General features: G+C 71.1%; 15 protein-coding genes. 8 read left to right on the top strand and 7 right to left on the bottom strand.

Going from position 1 to position 17,893, the window contains the following annotated elements:
- Window position 1 precedes the first annotated feature (1 nt).
- Both ABH935_RS02790 and ABH935_RS02785 read left to right on the top strand, forming a co-directional pair.
- Complete coding sequence (locus tag ABH935_RS02790; protein ID WP_370376173.1) at window positions 2–1,009, top strand: ankyrin repeat domain-containing protein; 1,008 nt, start codon at window positions 2–4, stop codon at window positions 1,007–1,009.
- A gap of 147 nt (window positions 1,010–1,156) precedes the next feature.
- Entirely contained in the window at window positions 1,157–2,491 is a 1,335-nt protein-coding gene (locus ABH935_RS02785; protein WP_370376172.1) for a lipase family protein, read from the top strand.
- A gap of 81 nt (window positions 2,492–2,572) precedes the next feature.
- On the opposite strand, the gene ABH935_RS02780 is transcribed toward ABH935_RS02785, so the two are convergent.
- Window positions 2,573–3,532: a cytochrome c oxidase assembly protein gene (locus ABH935_RS02780; protein WP_370376171.1), complete on the bottom strand. Its 960-nt coding sequence runs from the start codon at window positions 3,530–3,532 to the stop codon at window positions 2,573–2,575.
- Between the two features lie 252 nt (window positions 3,533–3,784).
- On the opposite strand from ABH935_RS02780, the gene ABH935_RS02775 reads away from it, so the two are divergent.
- The 3 genes from ABH935_RS02775 to ABH935_RS02765 all read left to right on the top strand — a co-directional run bounded on the left by ABH935_RS02775 (window position 3,785) and on the right by ABH935_RS02765 (window position 7,055).
- Complete coding sequence (locus tag ABH935_RS02775) at window positions 3,785–4,474, top strand: hypothetical protein (protein ID WP_370376170.1); 690 nt, start codon at window positions 3,785–3,787, stop codon at window positions 4,472–4,474.
- Between the two features lie 92 nt (window positions 4,475–4,566).
- Window positions 4,567–5,334: a YcnI family protein gene (locus tag ABH935_RS02770; protein WP_370376169.1), complete on the top strand. Its 768-nt coding sequence runs from the start codon at window positions 4,567–4,569 to the stop codon at window positions 5,332–5,334.
- The gene (locus ABH935_RS02765; RefSeq protein WP_370376168.1) at window positions 5,331–7,055 is read left to right on the top strand and encodes a copper resistance protein CopC; all 1,725 of its coding nucleotides are present in this window, start codon (window positions 5,331–5,333) and stop codon (window positions 7,053–7,055) included. The genes ABH935_RS02770 and ABH935_RS02765 overlap by 4 nt, the downstream gene beginning before the upstream one ends.
- A 33-nt stretch (window positions 7,056–7,088) precedes the next feature.
- Here the strand turns inward: ABH935_RS02765 and ABH935_RS02760 are convergent, their stop codons facing one another.
- The 4 genes from ABH935_RS02760 to ABH935_RS02745 all read right to left on the bottom strand — a co-directional run bounded on the left by ABH935_RS02760 (window position 7,089) and on the right by ABH935_RS02745 (window position 10,852).
- Window positions 7,089–7,655 carry a DUF5134 domain-containing protein gene (locus tag ABH935_RS02760; protein ID WP_370376167.1) on the bottom strand — a complete coding sequence of 189 codons (567 nt, stop codon included), beginning with the start codon at window positions 7,653–7,655 and terminating at the stop codon, window positions 7,089–7,091.
- 216 nt (window positions 7,656–7,871) lie between these two features.
- A complete protein-coding gene (locus tag ABH935_RS02755; RefSeq protein ID WP_370376166.1) occupies window positions 7,872–9,434 on the bottom strand; it encodes a hypothetical protein in 1,563 nt (520 codons plus the stop codon).
- A complete protein-coding gene (locus ABH935_RS02750) occupies window positions 9,431–9,973 on the bottom strand; it encodes a SigE family RNA polymerase sigma factor (protein WP_370376165.1) in 543 nt (180 codons plus the stop codon). Before ABH935_RS02750 ends, ABH935_RS02755 begins: the two co-directional genes overlap by 4 nt.
- A gap of 129 nt (window positions 9,974–10,102) precedes the next feature.
- Entirely contained in the window at window positions 10,103–10,852 is a 750-nt protein-coding gene (locus tag ABH935_RS02745) for a Clp protease N-terminal domain-containing protein (protein WP_370376164.1), read from the bottom strand.
- A 66-nt stretch (window positions 10,853–10,918) separates the two neighbouring features.
- Between ABH935_RS02745 and ABH935_RS02740 the strand changes: the two genes are divergently transcribed.
- A complete protein-coding gene (locus ABH935_RS02740; protein WP_370376163.1) occupies window positions 10,919–12,391 on the top strand; it encodes a serine hydrolase domain-containing protein in 1,473 nt (490 codons plus the stop codon).
- 80 nt (window positions 12,392–12,471) lie between these two features.
- Complete coding sequence (locus ABH935_RS02735) at window positions 12,472–13,521, top strand: serine hydrolase domain-containing protein (RefSeq protein ID WP_370376162.1); 1,050 nt, start codon at window positions 12,472–12,474, stop codon at window positions 13,519–13,521.
- On the opposite strand, the gene ABH935_RS02730 is transcribed toward ABH935_RS02735, so the two are convergent.
- Both ABH935_RS02730 and ABH935_RS02725 read right to left on the bottom strand, forming a co-directional pair.
- Window positions 13,522–14,196, bottom strand: coding sequence for a response regulator (locus ABH935_RS02730; RefSeq protein ID WP_370376161.1), 675 nt, complete (start codon window positions 14,194–14,196; stop codon window positions 13,522–13,524).
- A complete protein-coding gene (locus tag ABH935_RS02725; RefSeq protein ID WP_370376554.1) occupies window positions 14,193–15,488 on the bottom strand; it encodes a sensor histidine kinase in 1,296 nt (431 codons plus the stop codon). The genes ABH935_RS02730 and ABH935_RS02725 overlap by 4 nt, the downstream gene beginning before the upstream one ends.
- Window positions 15,489–15,718: 230 nt before the next feature.
- Here ABH935_RS02725 and ABH935_RS02720 point away from each other — a divergent pair, with 230 nt between their 5' ends.
- Entirely contained in the window at window positions 15,719–17,869 is a 2,151-nt protein-coding gene (locus ABH935_RS02720) for an MMPL family transporter (RefSeq protein ID WP_370376160.1), read from the top strand.
- Window positions 17,870–17,893: the final 24 nt, after the last annotated feature.

Raw genomic sequence — 17,893 nt, 5'->3', positions numbered from 1 at the left:
TGTGGGCACCGGCATTGTTACTCTGCGGCGCATGAGGCCTACCGCACTGTTGCGAGCGAGTGAAGACGGCGACACCGAGCTGGTGCGCAAACTGCTGCAGGAACACGCGGACATCGATGTCGGTATGCGGCATCGCGGATCCGGGAGGACGCCGCTCCTCGAAGCGATCGTCGGCGGGCATCCCGACACGGCCGCGGTGCTGGTCGCCGCGCACGCCGACGTCGAAGCACGGGACACAGCCGTGGGATACACGGCGTTGGCCTGGGCCGCGTACAACGACCTCGGGTCGGTGGTGCGTCTGCTGGTCGAGCACGGTGCCGAGCTGAACAGCCGGAGCGGCGCCTACGAAGAGACGCCGCTCATGGTCGCTGCTCGGCAGGGGCATGCGGAGACCGTCCGGGTGCTGCTGGAGCTCGGCGCGCAGGCCGATCTCGTGGACAGCCTTGGGATGACCGCGCTCTCGACGCGTCGCCTGGGAAACAGCGGCGAGATCGAGTCAGAGGAAGTTCGTGCTCTGTTGATCGAAGCTGGTGCCGCGGTCGCCGCTGCGATTCCGGAGCCTCTGGTGTTGCCGTGGCCGTCCGTCGTTCCGGGCGAACCCGGGTATGCCGATCCTGTCGCGGTGGTCCGGGGTTTCATCGTCGAGCTGGGGCAATGGGAGCGGGAGGCGCTCGCCGAGGACACCGCGGAGACCGGCGCCGTCCCTCGTGCCCTGGCTCAGCTGTTCCAGGAGCGCGACGAGCTCGCGGCGGTCTACCTCACCGAACGTGTTCGGACGTACCGGTCCCACTCGATCGGTACGCCGCTCTCCTTCGACGAGCGCGAGACCCTGCACGGGGTCGAGTATCCGAAGCCTGCGAAATGTGAACTGCTTGTTCGCGATCCCGTCGATCATCCCCTGCGCTCCGAGCGGATCTACACCGCTGTCAAGAAGCGCGGCGAATGGCGGCTCGACTCGATGAAGAGCCGTCCGCTGGGAACCGCCACGTGGGGGCGGCGACTGCTCTGAGGCGGCTGAGGCGGGCGCGGCGTGGCGGCGCGATCGCCGGGCGATCGCACGGTGAACTGCTTGTTTCCAGGTCTGTACACCGGTATTACCGATTGGTAACTTACTCCGAGTCAGGTCTGTGACCCACTTCACCCGCCAAGGAGTGCCATGCGCAGAAGACCAGTCCGACGTTTCGCCGCCACCACCGCCGTGGTGGCCCTCGCGGCGGCCGGGATCGGTACGGCCACGGCCACGACGTCCTCGGCCGCCGCGTCCGACTCGTTCTACAGCTACAGCGGTTCGGCGCCGTTGGCGTCGTACGCTCCGGGCACCGTCCTGGACACGCGGACGTTGCAGTACCACGTCGTCGGCATCCCGACGCCGGTCACCGCGATCCAGATCCTGTTCCGCACCACCGACGCGCAGGGCCGGCCGAGCGCCGGCGTGACGTCGGTGATCCGGAGCATCACCGGGGACAGCGGCAAAGCCGTGTCGTACCAGTCGTTCTACGACTCGCTGAACCCGGCGGACAGCCCGTCGCGGGCCATCGCCGGCGATCTGACGCTCGGCGGCGTCATCCCCAACGCCGAGGCGCTGTTCGTCGCGCCGCTGGTGCTCCAGGGCTACAACGTCGTCATCCCCGACACCGAGGGCCAGACCGCCGACTTCGCGGCCGGGCCGGAGTACGGCACCACGACGCTGGACTCGATCCGCGCGGCCACGAGCAGCGCGGCCGGGACCGGGATGAACGCGAGCACGAAGTTCGGGCTGGAGGGGTACTCCGGCGGCGCGATCGCGACCGGCTGGGCCGCGGCGCTCGCCCCGTCGTACGCGCCCGAGGTCGACCAGAACCTGGTCGGCTTCGCGGAGGGCGGCCTGCTGGTCGACCCGGCGCACAACCTGAAGTACGTCGCGGGCTCGCTGGTGTGGTCCGGCGTCATCCCGATGGCGATCATCGGCGTCGCGCGCTCGTACGGGATCGACTTCAGCAAGTACCTGACGCCGTACGGGATGCAGGTCTACAACCAGCTGCTTCAGGGCTCGATCGTGAACGCCCTGGGGCGCTACCCGGGGCTGACGTGGCAGCAGATGGCCAAGCCGCAGTACGCGAACCCGGACTCGGTGCCCGAGTTCGTCACCGCGGTGAACAAGATCAACCTCGGCTCCGCGGGCACCCCGACCATCCCGGGCTACATCGCGCAGGGCGACGGTGGCGTGCTGGAGGGCACGTTCTCGAACCCGCGGGGCATCGGCACCGGCGACGGCGTGATGGTCGCCGGCGACGTGCGGGCGCTGGCGCGCCAGTACTGCGCGACCGGTGACGGCTCGATCAAGTACGACCAGTTCGACCTGCTGAGCCACACCGGCACGGCCGTGCCGTGGGCGCCGCTGGCGCTGGGGTGGCTGGACGACCGCTTCGCGGGCCGGACGGCGCCTTCGGACTGCGGGTGGATCGGCGCGGGGAACTCTTTGACGCCGGAGCAGACGGTCCCGGCTTCTTGAGCGGTGGCGTTTTGCCGGTGAGGCTGCATCCCGCGGGCTGGTGAGTTCGCGGGATGCGGCCGCTCAAGCGGCGCAAGCCCCTCAGGAACCGCCCTGATTCAGCCCGGCCAGGTACTGGTTGTAAGCCGTCAGCTCGGCGTCGTTGTCCCGATCCGCGGCCCGGTCCTGCCGCACGGCTGCCCGCGTGTCGGCCCGCCGCCACTGCATGAACAGCACCAGCAGCACCAGCACGCTCGGGATCTCCGAGAACGCCCACGCGATCGCGCCCGCCGCGTGTTCGTCGGACAGCGGCGTGCCCGACCACGTGGCCGGGTGGTGCGTGAACACCGTCGTGGTCAGCGAACTCTCCATCATCACCGCGATGCCGAAGAACGCGTGGAACGGCATGCCGCCGAACAACTCCAGGATGCCCAGCACCGGGTTCGGCCGGCGCGGGCCGGGGTCGACGCCGAGGATCGGGTAGAAGAACAGCAGCCCGACGCCGAGGAAGTGGACCAGCATCAGGTCGTGGGTCCACCAGGTGCTCATCAGCGTCGTGAACAGCGACGTGAAGTAGAGGCCGTAGAGGCTCCCGACGAACAGCGGCAGCGTGAACCACGGTGCCGTGAGCACCTTCGCCGCGCGCGAGTGCAGGACGTGCACCAGCACCTCGCGTGCGCCGAGGCGGCCGTGGGGGGCGGCGGGAAGGGTGCGCAGGGCGAGGGTGATCGGGGCTCCGAGCAGGAGCAGGACCGGGCTCACCATCGACAGCACCATGTGCTGGACCATGTGGATGCTCATCAGCTGCATGCCGTAGCCGCCGATGCCGGTCGCGGTCACCTCGATGATGGTGGCGATGCCGAGCAGGAACGCCACGGTGCGTCCCGGCTGCCAGTGGTTGCCGCGCCGATGCATGCGCCATACCCCGAGCACGTACAGCAGCCCCGCCAGCAGGCACGCGGCGGGCAGCACCGGGATCGGCTGCGGGTGCCATGCCAGCAGCCTGCTCAGCGTGACCGGAGCCTCGGGCATCCAGCCGGGGCCGCTCATCCCGTCGCCCATGGGCGTGCTCCTTGTGCTCCTCGTGACTGGCCGGTGACCGGGGAGTGGCGGCGGTTCGGTCGTCGGCGGCCCGGTTCGGCCCCATGGTCCCATACCCCGGATCGATCTCTGCGGGCGGTGTTGTCCAGGGCTGCGGCGGTTGTCACAGAAGCACGCCATAAAAGGGCACTGTTCCGGTCGTCCGCCGGTTCGGCCGGCACCCGGCGGGGCACTGGAGACGGTGTGGGGATCCGGTGCGATGATGTGTGCGCCATGGAGCTCCGGAGTCTCGCCCCGAACGCGCGGGCCGTCGTTTTCGCGACGGTCTGCACCTTTTTGGCGGTGGCGGCGCACCGGTTGATGTCCGCGACGGACATCCCGTTCGCCGCCGAGGCCTTCGGCGCGGTGGCGGTGTTCTGCTTCGCACGGATCGCCGCGGCGCTCGGGGAGCGCGGGCTGGCCTCGATCGGGCTGCTGGTCGGCGGCTCGCAGATCGGGCTGCACCTGCTGTTCCAGGCGGTGCAGGACTCGGCCGGCCACGCGGCGTCGTCAGCGGTGTCGACGTCGGTGACGTCGGTGACGGCGTCGGGATCGATGCCTGGTATGAGTGATATGCCGGGAATGGCCGACGCGGTGTCCGGCGTATCGGCACACGGCACGATGGCCGGGATGAGCACCGGCATGACCTCCGGTATGACGATCGCCCACATCCTCGCCGCCGCGGTGACGGCTTGGTGGCTCCGCCGAGGCGAGGCCGCGCTGTTCGCGGTCGTCGAGCGGGCGCGCGTTGTCGTGGGCGCGTCGTGGCGGTGGGTGGCGTGGTGCCTGCTCGGGACGCGGCCGGTTTGTTCGGCGCCGCGAGCGATACGCGCTGTCGGCCCCGATGTCCGACGTCCGGCCGTGGTGCGGGCGTTGCAGTTCGCGGTGATCAGGAGAGGTCCGCCGGCGGCGGTCTGTCAGTAGCCCTCACTCGCACGAGCGGGTGATATCGGCGTGCCACGACGGCCCGCCGACGTTCTGACCTTCCTTTCCCGTCATCATCTGGAGACTTCACCATGTCCAAGCTCCTTCGCGGGGCGGCGCTGGCCGGCGCCGTCCTCACCATGCTGGCGATCGCCGGCCCGGCCTCCGCGCACGTCACCATCGGACCCGACACCTCCCCCAAGGGCGGCAGCGACGTCGAGCTGACCTTCCGCGTCCCCAACGAGGAGGCGCAGGCGAACACCACGCAGGTCGAGGTCGACTTCCCGACCGACAAGCCGATCACCGGCGTGCTGCCCGAGCCGACGCCGGGCTGGACCGTCAAGGTCGACAATCTCACCCTGACCACCCCGATCAAGACCGACGACGGCACCGTTACCCAGGTCGTGCAGCGGATCACGTGGAGCGGCGGGCAGCTCGCCCCCGGGCAGTACCAGGGCTTCCGGGTGATGCTCGGCAGCCTGCCGGACAACGCGGACAGCCTGACGTTCAAGGCCCTGCAGACCTACTCCAACGGCGACGTCGTCCGCTGGATCGACGTCCGGCAGCCCGGCCAGCCCGAGCCCGACCACCCGGCACCGGTGCTGACCCTGACCGCGGCCGCGCCCGACGGGGGCTCGTCGGCGCCGTCCTCGCCGGGTTCGCAGCCGACCGCGAGCGCCACGGTGTCCGCGCCGTCGTCCTCGACCGGCACGACCACGACCACCGCCGCGGCCAAGACCAGCGACTCCACGGCCCGCGGCCTCGGAATCGCCGGCATCGTGGTCGGTGTGCTGGGCCTGGGGGCGGGCGCGTTCGGGATCAGCGCGGCTCGGCGTAAGGGAGCCGGGACGACCGAATGATGCGTCGTCTCGCGTATGTGGCCGCGTTGGTCCTCACGGTGCTCGTCGCCGTGGCGCCCAACGCGTCCGCGCACGCCACCGTGGTCTCGACGTCCCCGGGCGACGGACAAGTAGTCGCCACCGCGCCGGGTGCGGTCTCCGTGCGCTTCGACGAGCCGGTCCAGATGCAGTTCGGGGCGCTGCGGGTGTTCTCGCCGTCCGGGGCCCGCGTGGACGAGGGCGGCCCGACGCATCCGGCGGGGCACTCGGACACCGTCGAGGTGGCGCTGACCCCGAACCTGGCCCGGGGCACCTACACCGTGGCCTGGCACGTGATCTCGGCGGACTCGCATCCGGTGTCGGGCGCGTTCACGTTCAGCGTCGGGGCCTCGTCGGCGACCTCGGTGTCCCAGGACACGCTGAACGCGGCCGGGAGCAAGGTGGTCGGCGTCCTGTACGGGATCGCGCGAGGCGTCGCTTTCGGCGGCTTCGCGCTGGTGGTGGGGGCGACCGGGTTCCTGCTCTGCTGCTGGCCGGCGGGAGCCGGGTCGCGGCGGGTCCGGACTCTGATCGGCGCGGGCTGGGCGGCGCTGGTGGTCGCCACCCTCGCCGTGCTCGGGTTGCAGGGTCCTTACGACGGCGGCTTCGGGCTGGGCCGGGTCTTCGACACGGCCGTGCTGCGGACCACCGTCGGGACCCGGCTCGGCACGGCGCTGGCGGTCCGGCTGGTCTTGCTCGGCGTGGTCGGGACCGGCCTGGCGATGCTGCTGCCCAGGGTGGAGCAGGCGTCGGTCAGGGTGCGGATCGCGGCCACCGCCGTCGGCGCGGCGTTGGCGGCCGGGCTCGCCGCGACGTGGGCCGCCGCCGACCACGCCGGCGTCGGCTCGCAGGTCGCGCTGGCGCTGCCGCTCGACATCCTGCACGTGACGGCGATGGGGGTCTGGCTCGGCGGATTGGTCGTGGTCGTCACGGCGCTGCTGCGTCCGGGCGGTTCGGGCGGTTCGGGAAGCTCGGGAAGTTCGGGCGGTTCGGGCGGTCCCGAGGTCGCGGTGATGGCCGGTGCCGTGCGGCGGTTCTCGGCCATCGCGCTGGGCTGCATCGGGATGCTGGTCGCCAGCGGCACGTACCAGGCCTGGCGCCAGGTCGGGACGTTGGGAGCGCTGACCGGCACGGTCTACGGCAGGCTGCTGCTGCTCAAGCTGCTCGGTGTCGGGCTGCTGATCGCCCTGGGCTACCTGGCCCGGGTGTGGATCGCGCATTACCTGGCCGGCGCGGCGCGTCCCGACGAGGTGGCCATCCGCCAGCTGCGTCGCTCGACCGGTCTGGAGGTCGTGCTCGCCGCCGGGGTGCTGGGCATCACGGCGATGCTGGTGAACGCTCCGCCGGCGCGCACCGCGTTCGAGGCGCCGGTCTCGACGACGGTCGCCTTCGACACCGGCGGCTCCAACGGCAAGGGCGGCGTGCAGATCTTCGTCTCACCGGCGAAGGCGGGCAGCGATCTCGTGCACATCGAGGTCGTCAATCCGGCCGGGGAGCCGGAGATCGTGCCGGAGCTGACGGCGACCATGTCGTTGCCCGCGCGGCAGGTCGGGCCGCTGCCATTGGGCCTGAGCGGCGTTGGGACGTCGCACTACTACGGGAACGTGACGATTCCGCTGGCGGGGAAGTGGCAGCTGGCGGTGACGGTGCGGACCAGCGACATCGACGAGACGACAGTCACGGTTCCGATCACGATCCGCTGAGACCGCTGAGATCGCGGCGGCGACGGTCCGGTGTCAGCTTCCTGCGATGCCGACCATCGCCGCCATCGCCACCGTCATCAGCAGCGCTCCGAGATGCGGGACGGTGACTAGCATCTGCGGGGCCCTGGAGGCGGCGCCGTGCCGGTGGCGCGCGTCGATCAGCCGTCGGCCGTGTACGAGCGCGCACGCCGCGAGCACCGCCGCGACCCCGAGCGGTACCCAGGTCGGCGGATGCGTGGGGTCGGCGAGCATGTAGGCCATCGCGCCCAAGCCGGCGGCGATCGCCGCGTTCTGGCAGCGGTGCTGCGCGGCGCTTCGCCGGAGCGTGGTGCGGCCGAGGTAGGCGACGGCCAGGACGGCGTAGCCCGCGGCGGCGGCGTGCAACGTCCCGACGGAGACCCCTGGGAACACCATAAGCGTCATGCCGACACCCATCACCGCGTGCCCGGCATCCGTCGGCCGGTCGGTGTCGGGCAGCCGCGTCGGCGACAGCAGCCGCAGCACATGCACGACCGTCGCGCTCCAGAACAAGGCGATCTCGGCCAGCGCCAGCAACGTCGACCCGCCGTTGGTGCCCGAGCCCATGTCCATACCCGGCATCCCCCACCGCCCCCTTCCACGCGCCGCAGACCCGAGACTTCGCCACCCAGAGCCTTCCCGAGAGGGCCGGGGATAGTCCATGGCGAATGCGGCGAAATCGGCGAATGCCTCGCGATCGGCGGGCAAACCGGCGGCATTGCCGGGCATGGCAGGGCCCGGACCGTCCGAGTAGACGATCCGGGCCCACTTTTTGCCGATCTGCGTACTCGGCGGTGCTCAGCCCTTGCCGTCGTGCCGCGCGGCGGCCTTGGCGGCGAGTCCGGCGAACCAGTCGTTGTCCGCCTGGGAGAAGGCGGGCCTGTTCGGATCCATGGCCGACAGGTCGACCCGCAGGATGTCGTCTCCGAAACGGATGTAGATCGTCTGTCGGCCTTGGCCGTACCAGTTCTCGATGAACGCGTCATCGCCGGTCCCGGTCGGTAGCAGCGATAGCGTGTCGCGGCTGTAGGCGTTACCGGCGGTGTCGCAGCCATTGGTCACGTGCTGCCGCAGGTCGGCCATCCAGCTCGGGCCCGACCCCGGTTTCATGACATTCACCCCGGCGGTCACGTCGACCGGGATGCCGCTGGGCGTCTTTCCGGCGTAGCTGTAGATGGGCTGCGGGGTGGTCACGGGGTTCTGCTCGTTGGTGCAGCCGTTGTCCACTACCAGATCGGTCGTCGTGCCATGGAATCCCGCCGGGTCGGCCCTCCACCCGGAGCCGAAGTCGGACGCCTGGAGCATGGTCGTCGGCGTGGTGGTCACCGACGGCTGCGCCAGGGGCGGCGTCAGGCTGGAGTCGGACAGCGCGGCGATCAGCTTGTCGGCGGTGACCGGGTTCCCGGAAAGGACGCGCTGGGGATCGGGCTGGGGCGGCGCCGTCGATACTCCCGGGGTCGGCACCTCCATGACGTCGGCGTAGTTGTGCCACTCCACCACCACTTCGCCGCCGGTGCCGGGGAACCTGCGGGCGACGTCGGTGACGACGAAGCGGCCGTAGGACTTGGTCGAACTGAGCAGAGTGGAACCGTCGGGCAGAGTCGATTTCGTGCACGGGCCCCACTGGGCCGCGTCCATCCAGCCGTCGCCCGAGGTCTTGACGGGGTGCAGCAGGTCCGTGTTGATGTCGCCGTCCGTGACGCAGCTCGCCTGGCCGCCCGCTGGTCTTTCGTTGGTGGAGTCCACGTACGACACGAGCAGCGTGCCGTACGGGGCCGTCGCCTTGGCGGGCTGCAGTGCCGACGCCGGCAACCCGCTCTCCGTCCACAGGACGGTGCCGTTAAGTCCGGCCATGTCCTGCGCCATCGGGTCGGTGTCCGGTACCAGCCGGACGCGGCCGGCGATCGGGGCCGTCTTGGCGAGGTGTTCGAGGCTGGGATCCAGCGTGCTCAGCAGCCGCATGGTGTCGCGCGCCGTCGTGGTCGAGACGGCGATGTAGTAGTTCTTGAAGAAGCCGCCGGCGGAGCCCTTGCCGTCCTTGGTGGAGAAGCCGTCGAAGCTCGCGTAGTCGAGGACCTTGGAAGGGTCCGCGACCGCCGCCGCGGTCTTCGTCGGAGACGCGACGCTCTGGCCGGGAGTCGGCTCGGGCGCCTTGCGGTCCGCGCCGCCGGCCACGCCGATCCCTACGGCGGCCACCGCCGCGGCGGTGGCGAGCACGCTCCCGGACGCCGCCAGAGCCCTGACGCGGTTCCGGCGCTGTCCGGTGCGCATCATCTCGGTGTGGTCGGCGAACCAGACCGGCTCCTCGCCCTGCCGCGAACGCTCGAACAGCTCGCGGGCCCAATCCTGGTCGGTGTTCATGAGCACCCCTTGATAGCTGTGACGTCGTCGAAGACCGGGGCGTCGGAGGCTTTGCGATCACCGACCACCGTGCGCAGCGCCGCCAGCCCGCGCGCGGTCTGGCTCTTCACCGTGCCGGTCGAGCAGCCGAGCACCCGGGCCGTCTCCTCGACGTCCAGGTCTTCCCAGTAGCGCAGGACCAGCACGGCCCGCTGGCCCGGCGAGATCCGCCGCAGCGCGCCGACCAGCAGGTCGCGGTCGTCCGACGGGACGGCGGAGGCGTCCGGGACGTCCGGCGGGGCGGAGGTCGGCCACTCCCGGCGGAACCAGCCGCGCCGCTTCTCGTCGATGCAGGCGTGCAGCAGGGTCTTGCGAAGGTAGGCGTCCAGGTTGTCGCCGCGGTTGACCTTGCTCCACGCGCAGTAGAGCTTGACGAACGTCGTCTGGACCAGGTCCTCGGCCTGATGCCAGTCGCCGCACATGAGGTACGCCGTTCGTCTCAGCGCGTGCGAGCGCCCGGCCACCAGCTCGCCGAACTCCTTCTCGTCGGGTCCGCGCATCCGTTCCGCCCCTCATCCCGTTGGTGTCCTGCGGGTCGTGCCGTGGTCGTGGCGTGGTCGTGCTGTGTTCTGACCACCCACTCCACGGATTCCGGGGGCTGTCCGGTTGTCGCCGGGGCCGAAAATCTTCTATCGGCGGCGCAGATACTCGTCGATCACCGCTTGGACCGCTTCGCGGGCCCGGTCGTAGGTGACGCCGCGGTCCGCGAGCAGCTGCGCTGCCGGGTCGTCGGGCGTGTGGGCGAGGGCCAGCAGCAGGTGTTCGGTGCCGATGTAGTTGTGGTTCAGCTTCAGGGCCTGGACGAGCGCGGTCTCCAGAAGCCGGCGTGCCGGGGTGCCGAGGGGCGTCGAGACCAGGCGCGGCGGTGCGGGCGTCTGTGTTCCTTGCAGCACGGTTCCTTGCAGGGCATGGCGAATCCCGGCTGTGTCGACCTCCAGGCGCTCCAGCGCCTGGACGGCCAGGGTGTCTTCGTCGTCGAGCATCGCGAGCAGCACGTGTCCGGGTTCGACGACGCCGCTGCCGAGCCGGGTGGCGTGCTGTTCGGCGCGGACGAGGGTGGCCCGGGTGCGGTCGGTGAGGCGGTCCAGGGCGCCGGTCGCGATCAGGTCGCCGACGGTCAGCTGGAACCGTGCCGGCGCGTAGCGCTGCTGCGCCGCCTGCCGGCTGATGCCCAGGTGGCCGCCGATGTCGGCCCAGGAGTTGCCGCGGGCGCGGGCCTGCTCGACGTAGTAGCCGACCAGGCGGGCGCCGAGGGCGGTGAGCTCGTCGGCGATCTCCTCGGCGGCGGCGAGGCGGTGCAGGTCGCCGGGGTCGCTGTCGGCAGCGGTACGGGCGTCCAGCTCGGCGATCAGGGAGGAGAGGTCGGGCAGCTCGGGCACCCGACCTATTCTGGCAGTCAACCATCTCCTTGACGAGTAGGCGAGTGTCAACTAAAACATTGACGCATGAACGTGACGCATTTGGCCGAAGCCCTCGACGCCCTCGTCCCGGAGATCCTCACCCTGTGCAAGGCCCCTGGCATGTCCATCGCCCTCGGGGTGGAGGGTGAGGTCGTCTGGGCCAAGGGCTACGGCTACGCCGACCTGGCCACCGGCCATCCGATGACGCCCACGACCGTCGGCCCCACCGGGTCCGACGCGAAGCCCTACACCGCGACCGCGGTCCTGCAACTGGTCGACCGAGGCCTGATCGGGCTCGACGATCCGATCAACGACCACCTCGGCGACCTGCACGTCACCAACCCTCACGGCGAGCGCGAGATAACCCTGCGGGATCTGCTGACCCATCGCAGCGGGCTCGGTTCGGATCTCGGCTTCTGCGACCTGGAGCCGCCGACGGCGTTGGGGGACCTGCTCAAGAAGATCCTCGCCGAGGGCCGGACCGACGCCTACCAGGGCAGTCTTCTGCCGCTGTGGGCGACGCCGGTCGGGACGCACTACCAGTACAGCAATGTCGGCATCGGGTTGGTCGGGTACCTGGTCGAACGGCTGAACCCGGACGGCGTCTCGTTCTCCGAGTGGGTGCGACGCCGTCTGTTCACGCCGCTGGCCATGACCTCGACCTGCTTCCCGCCGGCCCAGCACCCCGACCACGTCCCCGCCGACCTGCTCGCCCGGCGCTCGACCGGGTACGCCACGCTCGACGGGTTCCAGTTCCGGCTGCCGCAGATCCACGCCGGCGTCTATCCGGCGGGGACGGCGTTGACCACGCCGTCCGACCATGCGCGGTTCCTGTTGGCGATGGCCGGCGGGGGACGGCTCGGGGACGTCAGGATCCTGAGGCCGGAGACCGCGACGGCGATGGTGAGCCCGCAGGCCGGTCGCGGTCCTGATCCCGACAGCGCGGTCGGGTTCGTGTGGAACGTCTTCCAGCACGGCAGCCCCGGCTACCACGTCGGCCACGGCGGCGAGTACATGTGGGGCTGGAACCAGGTCTCGCGGTTCTGGCCGGAGCGGCGGATCGCGGTGACGGCTTCGGTCAACCAGTGGGACCTCGGCGATCAGGGGTCGTCGGAGCGTCCGAGCCATCTGGCCGGGCGGCTGATGCTGGGAGTGGTCAGCGCGTGGGTCGAGGGCGGGGATCCCAGGCCGCTGCGCAGCCCGGCCGCCGCGCGGAGCTATGTCGCCGGGCTGCTCGTCGGCGACCGGTTGACGACGCGGATCGGCGTCAGGGTCGCGCCGGGGGATCTCGATGCGCGGGGCGTCGTCGAGGGCATCGTGGAGGGGAGCGTCGTGGCCGAGGGCACGCCGTGGGACCCGGAGGCGTTCAGCGCGGCGGTGCGGGACGTGGCCGCGACCGACGGGACGATTTCCGGGTTGCTGAAGTTGACCCGGCGGCAGATGCCGGGACATCACCTGGACTTGGTCAAGCGGCAACTCGGCGTTCCGTTCCTCGTCAGCTCCGTCCCCGGTAAATAGCCTGATGGACGGGTGATGACGAGGTTCGAAGGTGCGCCCGGTTAGGCTCGGGTGTCACAGACGAACGGAAGCGGGGCCCGATGGACAGTCTTGCCACGAGGATCGGCGATCTCGTCGAAGGCGGTGTCGGGCGGCGGGTGTTTCCCGGCGCGGTGTGGGCCGTCGGCGGCCCGGACGGGGTGCTGGCGCGGGGTGCGACCGGGCTGCTGGACCCGGCGGACGCGGCGCGGCCGATGCGTGCGGACACGTTGTTCGACCTGGCGAGCCTGACGAAGGTCATCGCGGTCTGGGCAGCGGTCGGGACGCTGTGGGAGAACGAGCAGATCGACCTCGACGACCCGCTGGCCAAGCACCTCCCGGACGCGGCCGGGTTCCCGCTCGGGGGCGTCACGATCCGCCAGTTCCTGACGCACACGTCCGGCGTCCCGCTCCGCGCGAACCTGCGTGCGTCGTACGGGATGGATCCGGAGGCGGTGCGCCTCGGCGTGCTGCGGGAGGCGCTGCGCCGACCGGCCGGCGAGGCCGTCGAGTACACGGACCGCTCGGCGCTGATCCTGGGGTACCTGGTCGAGCAGCTGGCCGATCGGCGTCTGGACGACGTCGCCCGCGACACGGTGTGGACGCCGCTGGGCATGTCGGCGACGCGCTACGGCCCGGTTCCGGACGAGCTCGTCCAGCAGTGCGCCCCGACGGAGTTCGACGAGGAGACCGGCACGCACGTCCGCGGCTCAGTGCACGACTTCTCGGGACGCCTGCTCGGAATCTGCGGCATCTCCGGGACCTTCTCGCATGCCACGGACCTGGGCCACTTCCTGCGCTACCTGCTCAATCCCGAGGCGGCCGTCGGCCCCGTCGGCTTCGGCCGGCGCTGGATCCGCGAATCGCTGCGCCTGCACACCGCCGCCCTGGACCCGGCGCGCGGGCTGTTCTGGCAGCCCTCGCCTAAGACGGTGACCGGCGAGGAGGACATCTGGCTGCACTACGGCTTCACCGGCACCGGGATGTGGGTGTCGCAGGAGCGCGAGCGCTGGGCGGTGTTGCTGACGAACAAGGTGTACTACAGCCGCGATCGCGGGCCGATCGCGGAGGTGCGGAACGAGTTCCGGCGGCTTGTGTTCAGCGGTAGCTGATCACAAAGCCGTCGCCCCCGGCACCACCAGCCCCGTCTCGTAGGCCGTCACCACCAATTGCGCCCGGTCCCGCGCGCCGAGCTTGGTCAGCAGGCGGCTGACATGCGTCTTCGCGGTCAGCGGCGACAGGTGCAGCGTGGCGGCGATCTCGTCGTTGGACAGGCCGGTGCCGACCAGGGCCAGGACTTCGCGTTCGCGCTGGGTGATCGCGGTCAGGGGGTCGGTGGTCGGTGCCGGGCGGGTGCGGGGGCGGCTGACCACGTCGGCTATCAGGCGGCGGGTGACGCTGGGGGACAGGAGGGCGTCGCCTCGGGCGACGACGCGGATCGCTTGGAGGAGTTCGCCGGGGTCGGTGTCCTTCAGGAGGAAGCCGGAGGCGCCGGCTCGGAGTGCGTCGTAGATGTACTCGTCGGCTTCGAAGGTGGTCAGGATCAGGACCTTGATGCCGGCCAGGTCTTCGTCGGCGCTGATGCGGCGCGTGGCCTCCAGGCCGTCGACGCCGGGCATGCGGATGTCCATCAGCACCACGTCCGCGCGGGTCTCGGCGGCCAGGCGCACGGCCTGCGCGCCGTCCGTGGCCTCGGCCGCGACCTCCATGTCGGCGGCGGAGTCGATCAGCATCCGCAGACCCACGCGGATCAGCGCCTGGTCGTCGGCCAGCAGCACGCGGATCATGCGGTCTCCTTCCCCAGGGGCAGGCGGGCCCGGACCAGGAAGCCGCCGACCGGGCCCGGGTGGGCCTGCAGCGTGCCGCCGGTGGCCAGGGCGCGCTCGCGCATGCCGATCAGGCCGTGGCCGCTTCCGTGGAGGGTGTCGCTGCCGGTGCTTTCGGTCCCGACGCTGGTACCGCGACCGGCACCGGCACCGGCACCGGCACCGACGCCGTCGTCGGTGACGCAGACGTCCAAGTCCTCGTCACCGTAACGGATCCGCACCGTCGCGTTCGCCGGCCCGGCGTGCCGCAGAGTGTTGGTCAGCGACTCCTGCACGATGCGATACGCGGCCAACTCCACGGCGGCCGGCAGCCGGCAGCGCTCGCCGGTGATCTCGACGGTGACCGGGAGCCCCGAAGCGCGCACCGTGTCGAGCAGCGCCGGCAGGCCGTCCAGGTCGGGCGTCGGAGCGGTCGGCGCCGAGGGCTCCGCGTCGTCGGCCTGGCGCAGCACGGCCAGGATCGCCCGCAGCTCGCGCAGGCCGTTCTTGCTCGCGTCGCGGATCGTGCTGAGCGCGGTGGCGACCGGCTCGGGAAGGTCGGGGGAGTCGCGGGAGACGTGGACGGCCACCCCGGCCTGGAGGTTGATGGTCGACATGGTGTGCGCGACCACGTCGTGCAGCTCCCGGGCTATCCGCAGCCGCTCGGCGTCGACGCGGCGCCGAGCCTCGTCCTCCCGGCTGCGCTCGGCGTCCTCGGCACGCTGCCGGATCGCGTCCACATACGCACGCTGATTCGCCACCGCGAGCCCGGCGAAGAACGCGACCGCCACCTCCCCGGGAATGAGGACGAACGATCCCCCGATCGCCCCGAACGGATTGTGGGCCGCGGTGACGACCGCCAGCGTGGTGAAGGTGACGCCGGTCGCGATCAGCGCCGTGCGCACCGCGCGGACGCTGCCGCCCGGCGTCGTCGGCCGCCACGCGATCACCACCACGGTGTAGAGCGCGCACATCGGATTGAGCAGCGCGGCGCCGTTCTCATAGCCGAAGGCCGTGTAAGTCAGGGTGCAGACGAGCGTCGCGGTCAGCGTGGCCAGAGGGTTCCGGTAGCGCCAGAACAAGGCGACGGAAGCGGCGCCGACCAGGAAGTAGGCCGCGACCGGAGCGACGGCCCAGCCCGGGAGACTGTCGCCGCGGGTCGGGTGGGACTCGCCGATCGACCCCAGCACGGTGAGCGTGAGCAGGACGGCCGCGTACAGCAGGTCGGCGAAGAACGGGAACCGCCGTCTCTGCAACGTCACGTAGACGAACATGGCCACGGCCGCAGCATAGGCGCTGGTCGCCGGCGGGACATCGGCTTGCGGTAGGTCGGGGACGTACTGCTGGGGCAGTACGCGCCCGGCAGTACACATCCTGTGGAGGACCCGGGATACGGCGTCGGCAGGCTGCGGATTCGCATCTCCAGCCGGACGTTTGCGGGCCCGCCCGAAGCCAGACTCCGGTAACGGGAACCGATGGCGCCCTGCGCCCGATCCGAGGAGTCATGATGCGCGGCATCACCACGCTCGTCCTGCGTCACAAGCTGGTCGTGGCCCTGTGCTGGCTGGCGATGGCCGTCGCCGGCTTCGCCACCCTGGGCTCGACCGTGAACCGGCTGACGACCGACTTCGCGCTGCCCGGGCAGCCCGGATACGTCGCCGACCAGAAGATCAGTGCTCTGTATCACGACGGCGGCGACACGCTGCCGACCCTGATGACCCTGACGGTGCCACCAGATGTCGGGACAAGCGCTGCATCCCAACAGGCGCACCAGATCTTCGCCGCCGCGGCCGCCGCCGTCCCGAACACCCGGCTCGCGGACGCGCAGACCACCGGCGACGCGAAGTTCACCACCGCCGACGGCCGGACCACCTTCGCGTTCCTGTTCACGCCGCCGGAGAAGGGATTCGGCACCGACACGACGACGCCCCGGCTCAGGGCGGCCGCCTCAAGCACCGCCCCGGCGGGCTGGCAGATCGGCGTGACCGGCGCCAACCAACTGGCGTCGGGCAACGGATCCAGCAAGGGCAACGGCGTCCTGGTCGAGGTGCTGCTGGGTTCGCTCGGCGCGCTGGCGGTGCTGGCGTACGTGTTCGGCAGCCTGCTGGCGTTCCTGCCGCTGCTGATGGCCGGCGTGGCGATCCCGAGCACCTTCCTGCTGATCAACGGCCTGAGCCGGATCACCTCGGTGAGCTCGCTGGTGGAGTTCCTGGTCGCGCTGATCGGGCTCGGCGTGGCGATCGACTACTCGCTGCTGGTGGTGACGCGGTGGCGGGAGGAGCGGGACAACGGCGCCGACAACGACAGCGCGGTCGAGCGCGCGATGGAGCACGCGGGACGCTCGGTGGTGTTCTCCGGGCTGACGGTGGCGCTCAGCCTGCTGGCGATGCTGGTCGTGCCGGTCCCGGTGCTGCGGAACATGGCCGTCGCGGGATTCTTCATCCCGCTGGTGTCGATCGGCGTGGCGGTGACGCTGCTGCCGGTGCTGCTGGCCGCCGCCGGAACGCGCATCGACCGGCCGCGCTGGCGCCGGGAGACGCACGCGAGCGGGCCGTGGAGCGCGTGGGCGCGGTTCGTGCTGCGGCATCGCAAGAGCGCCGCGGTGGTCGGGGCCGGGGTGTTGGTGGCGCTGGTGGTGCCGCTGACGTCGATGCGGTTGGGGGAGCCGCCGTCGGCCGCGTCGGCGCAGCGCGGTGCGGCGCACGACGTGCTGGTCCGGCTCACGGACGGCGGGGTGCCGTCCGGGGCGCTGGCGCCGATCGAGGTGCTGACCACGCCGGACGCCGCCGCGTCGGTGGCCGCGCGGATGGCTTCGGTGCCGGGCGTGTACACGGCTTATGCGGCCTCCTCGTTCCAGGCCGGCGGGACCGCGATCGTGGACGTGGTGACCGTGCACGAGCCGTCGACGACCGCGGGCAACGCCGAGATCTCGGCGGTCCAGGACGCGGCGCGGCCGCTGCCCGGCGTGCTCGGCGTCGGCGGCTCCGGCCCTACGCAGAACGACTTCGTCCACGCCGTCTACGGCAGCTTCCCGTTGATGCTCGCGGTGATCTCGCTGCTGACGCTGGTGCTGCTGACGCGCGCGTTCCGGTCGGTGGTGCTGGCGGCGAAGGCGGTGCTGTTCAACCTGCTTTCGGTCGGCGCCGCCTACGGCGTGATGGTGCTGGTCTGGCAGGACGGCCGCGGCAGCCACGCGCTGTGGGGCGTCCCGGCGACCGGCTCGGTGACGGTGTGGGTGCCGATCATGGTGTTCGCGTTCCTGTTCGGGCTGTCGATGGACTACGAGGTCTTCATCCTCACCCGCATGCGCGAGGAGTACGACGCCACCGGCGACACCGACCGCGCGGTGGTCACCGGGATCGGCCGCACGGGGCGGCTGGTGACGAGCGCGGCGCTGATCCTGTTCCTGTCGTTCCTGTCGATGTCGACGACCCCGACGGTGGACGTGAAGGTCCTGGCGACCGGCCTCGGCGCGGGCATCCTGCTGGACGCGGTGGTCGTCCGGGCCCTGCTGGTCCCGGCCCTGGTCGGGGTCCTGGGCCGGTGGAACTGGTGGCTGCCGGGCTGGGCCGCGCCGCTGCTGCGGGTCGCGCCGTCGCCGGTGCGGCCGGCGGAGCGGGAGCGGGCTGCGGCCGGAGCGGTGGCTGCCGGCTGATCACGCGCTGGACCCGGTGTGACA

Origin of the sequence: Catenulispora sp. GAS73 (genome assembly GCF_041262085.1) — a bacterium.
Taxonomy (GTDB): Bacteria; Actinomycetota; Actinomycetes; order Streptomycetales; family Catenulisporaceae; genus Catenulispora.
The sequence above is the reverse complement of the archived record's forward strand: the minus strand, read 5'-3'. Positions and strand labels throughout refer to the sequence as shown.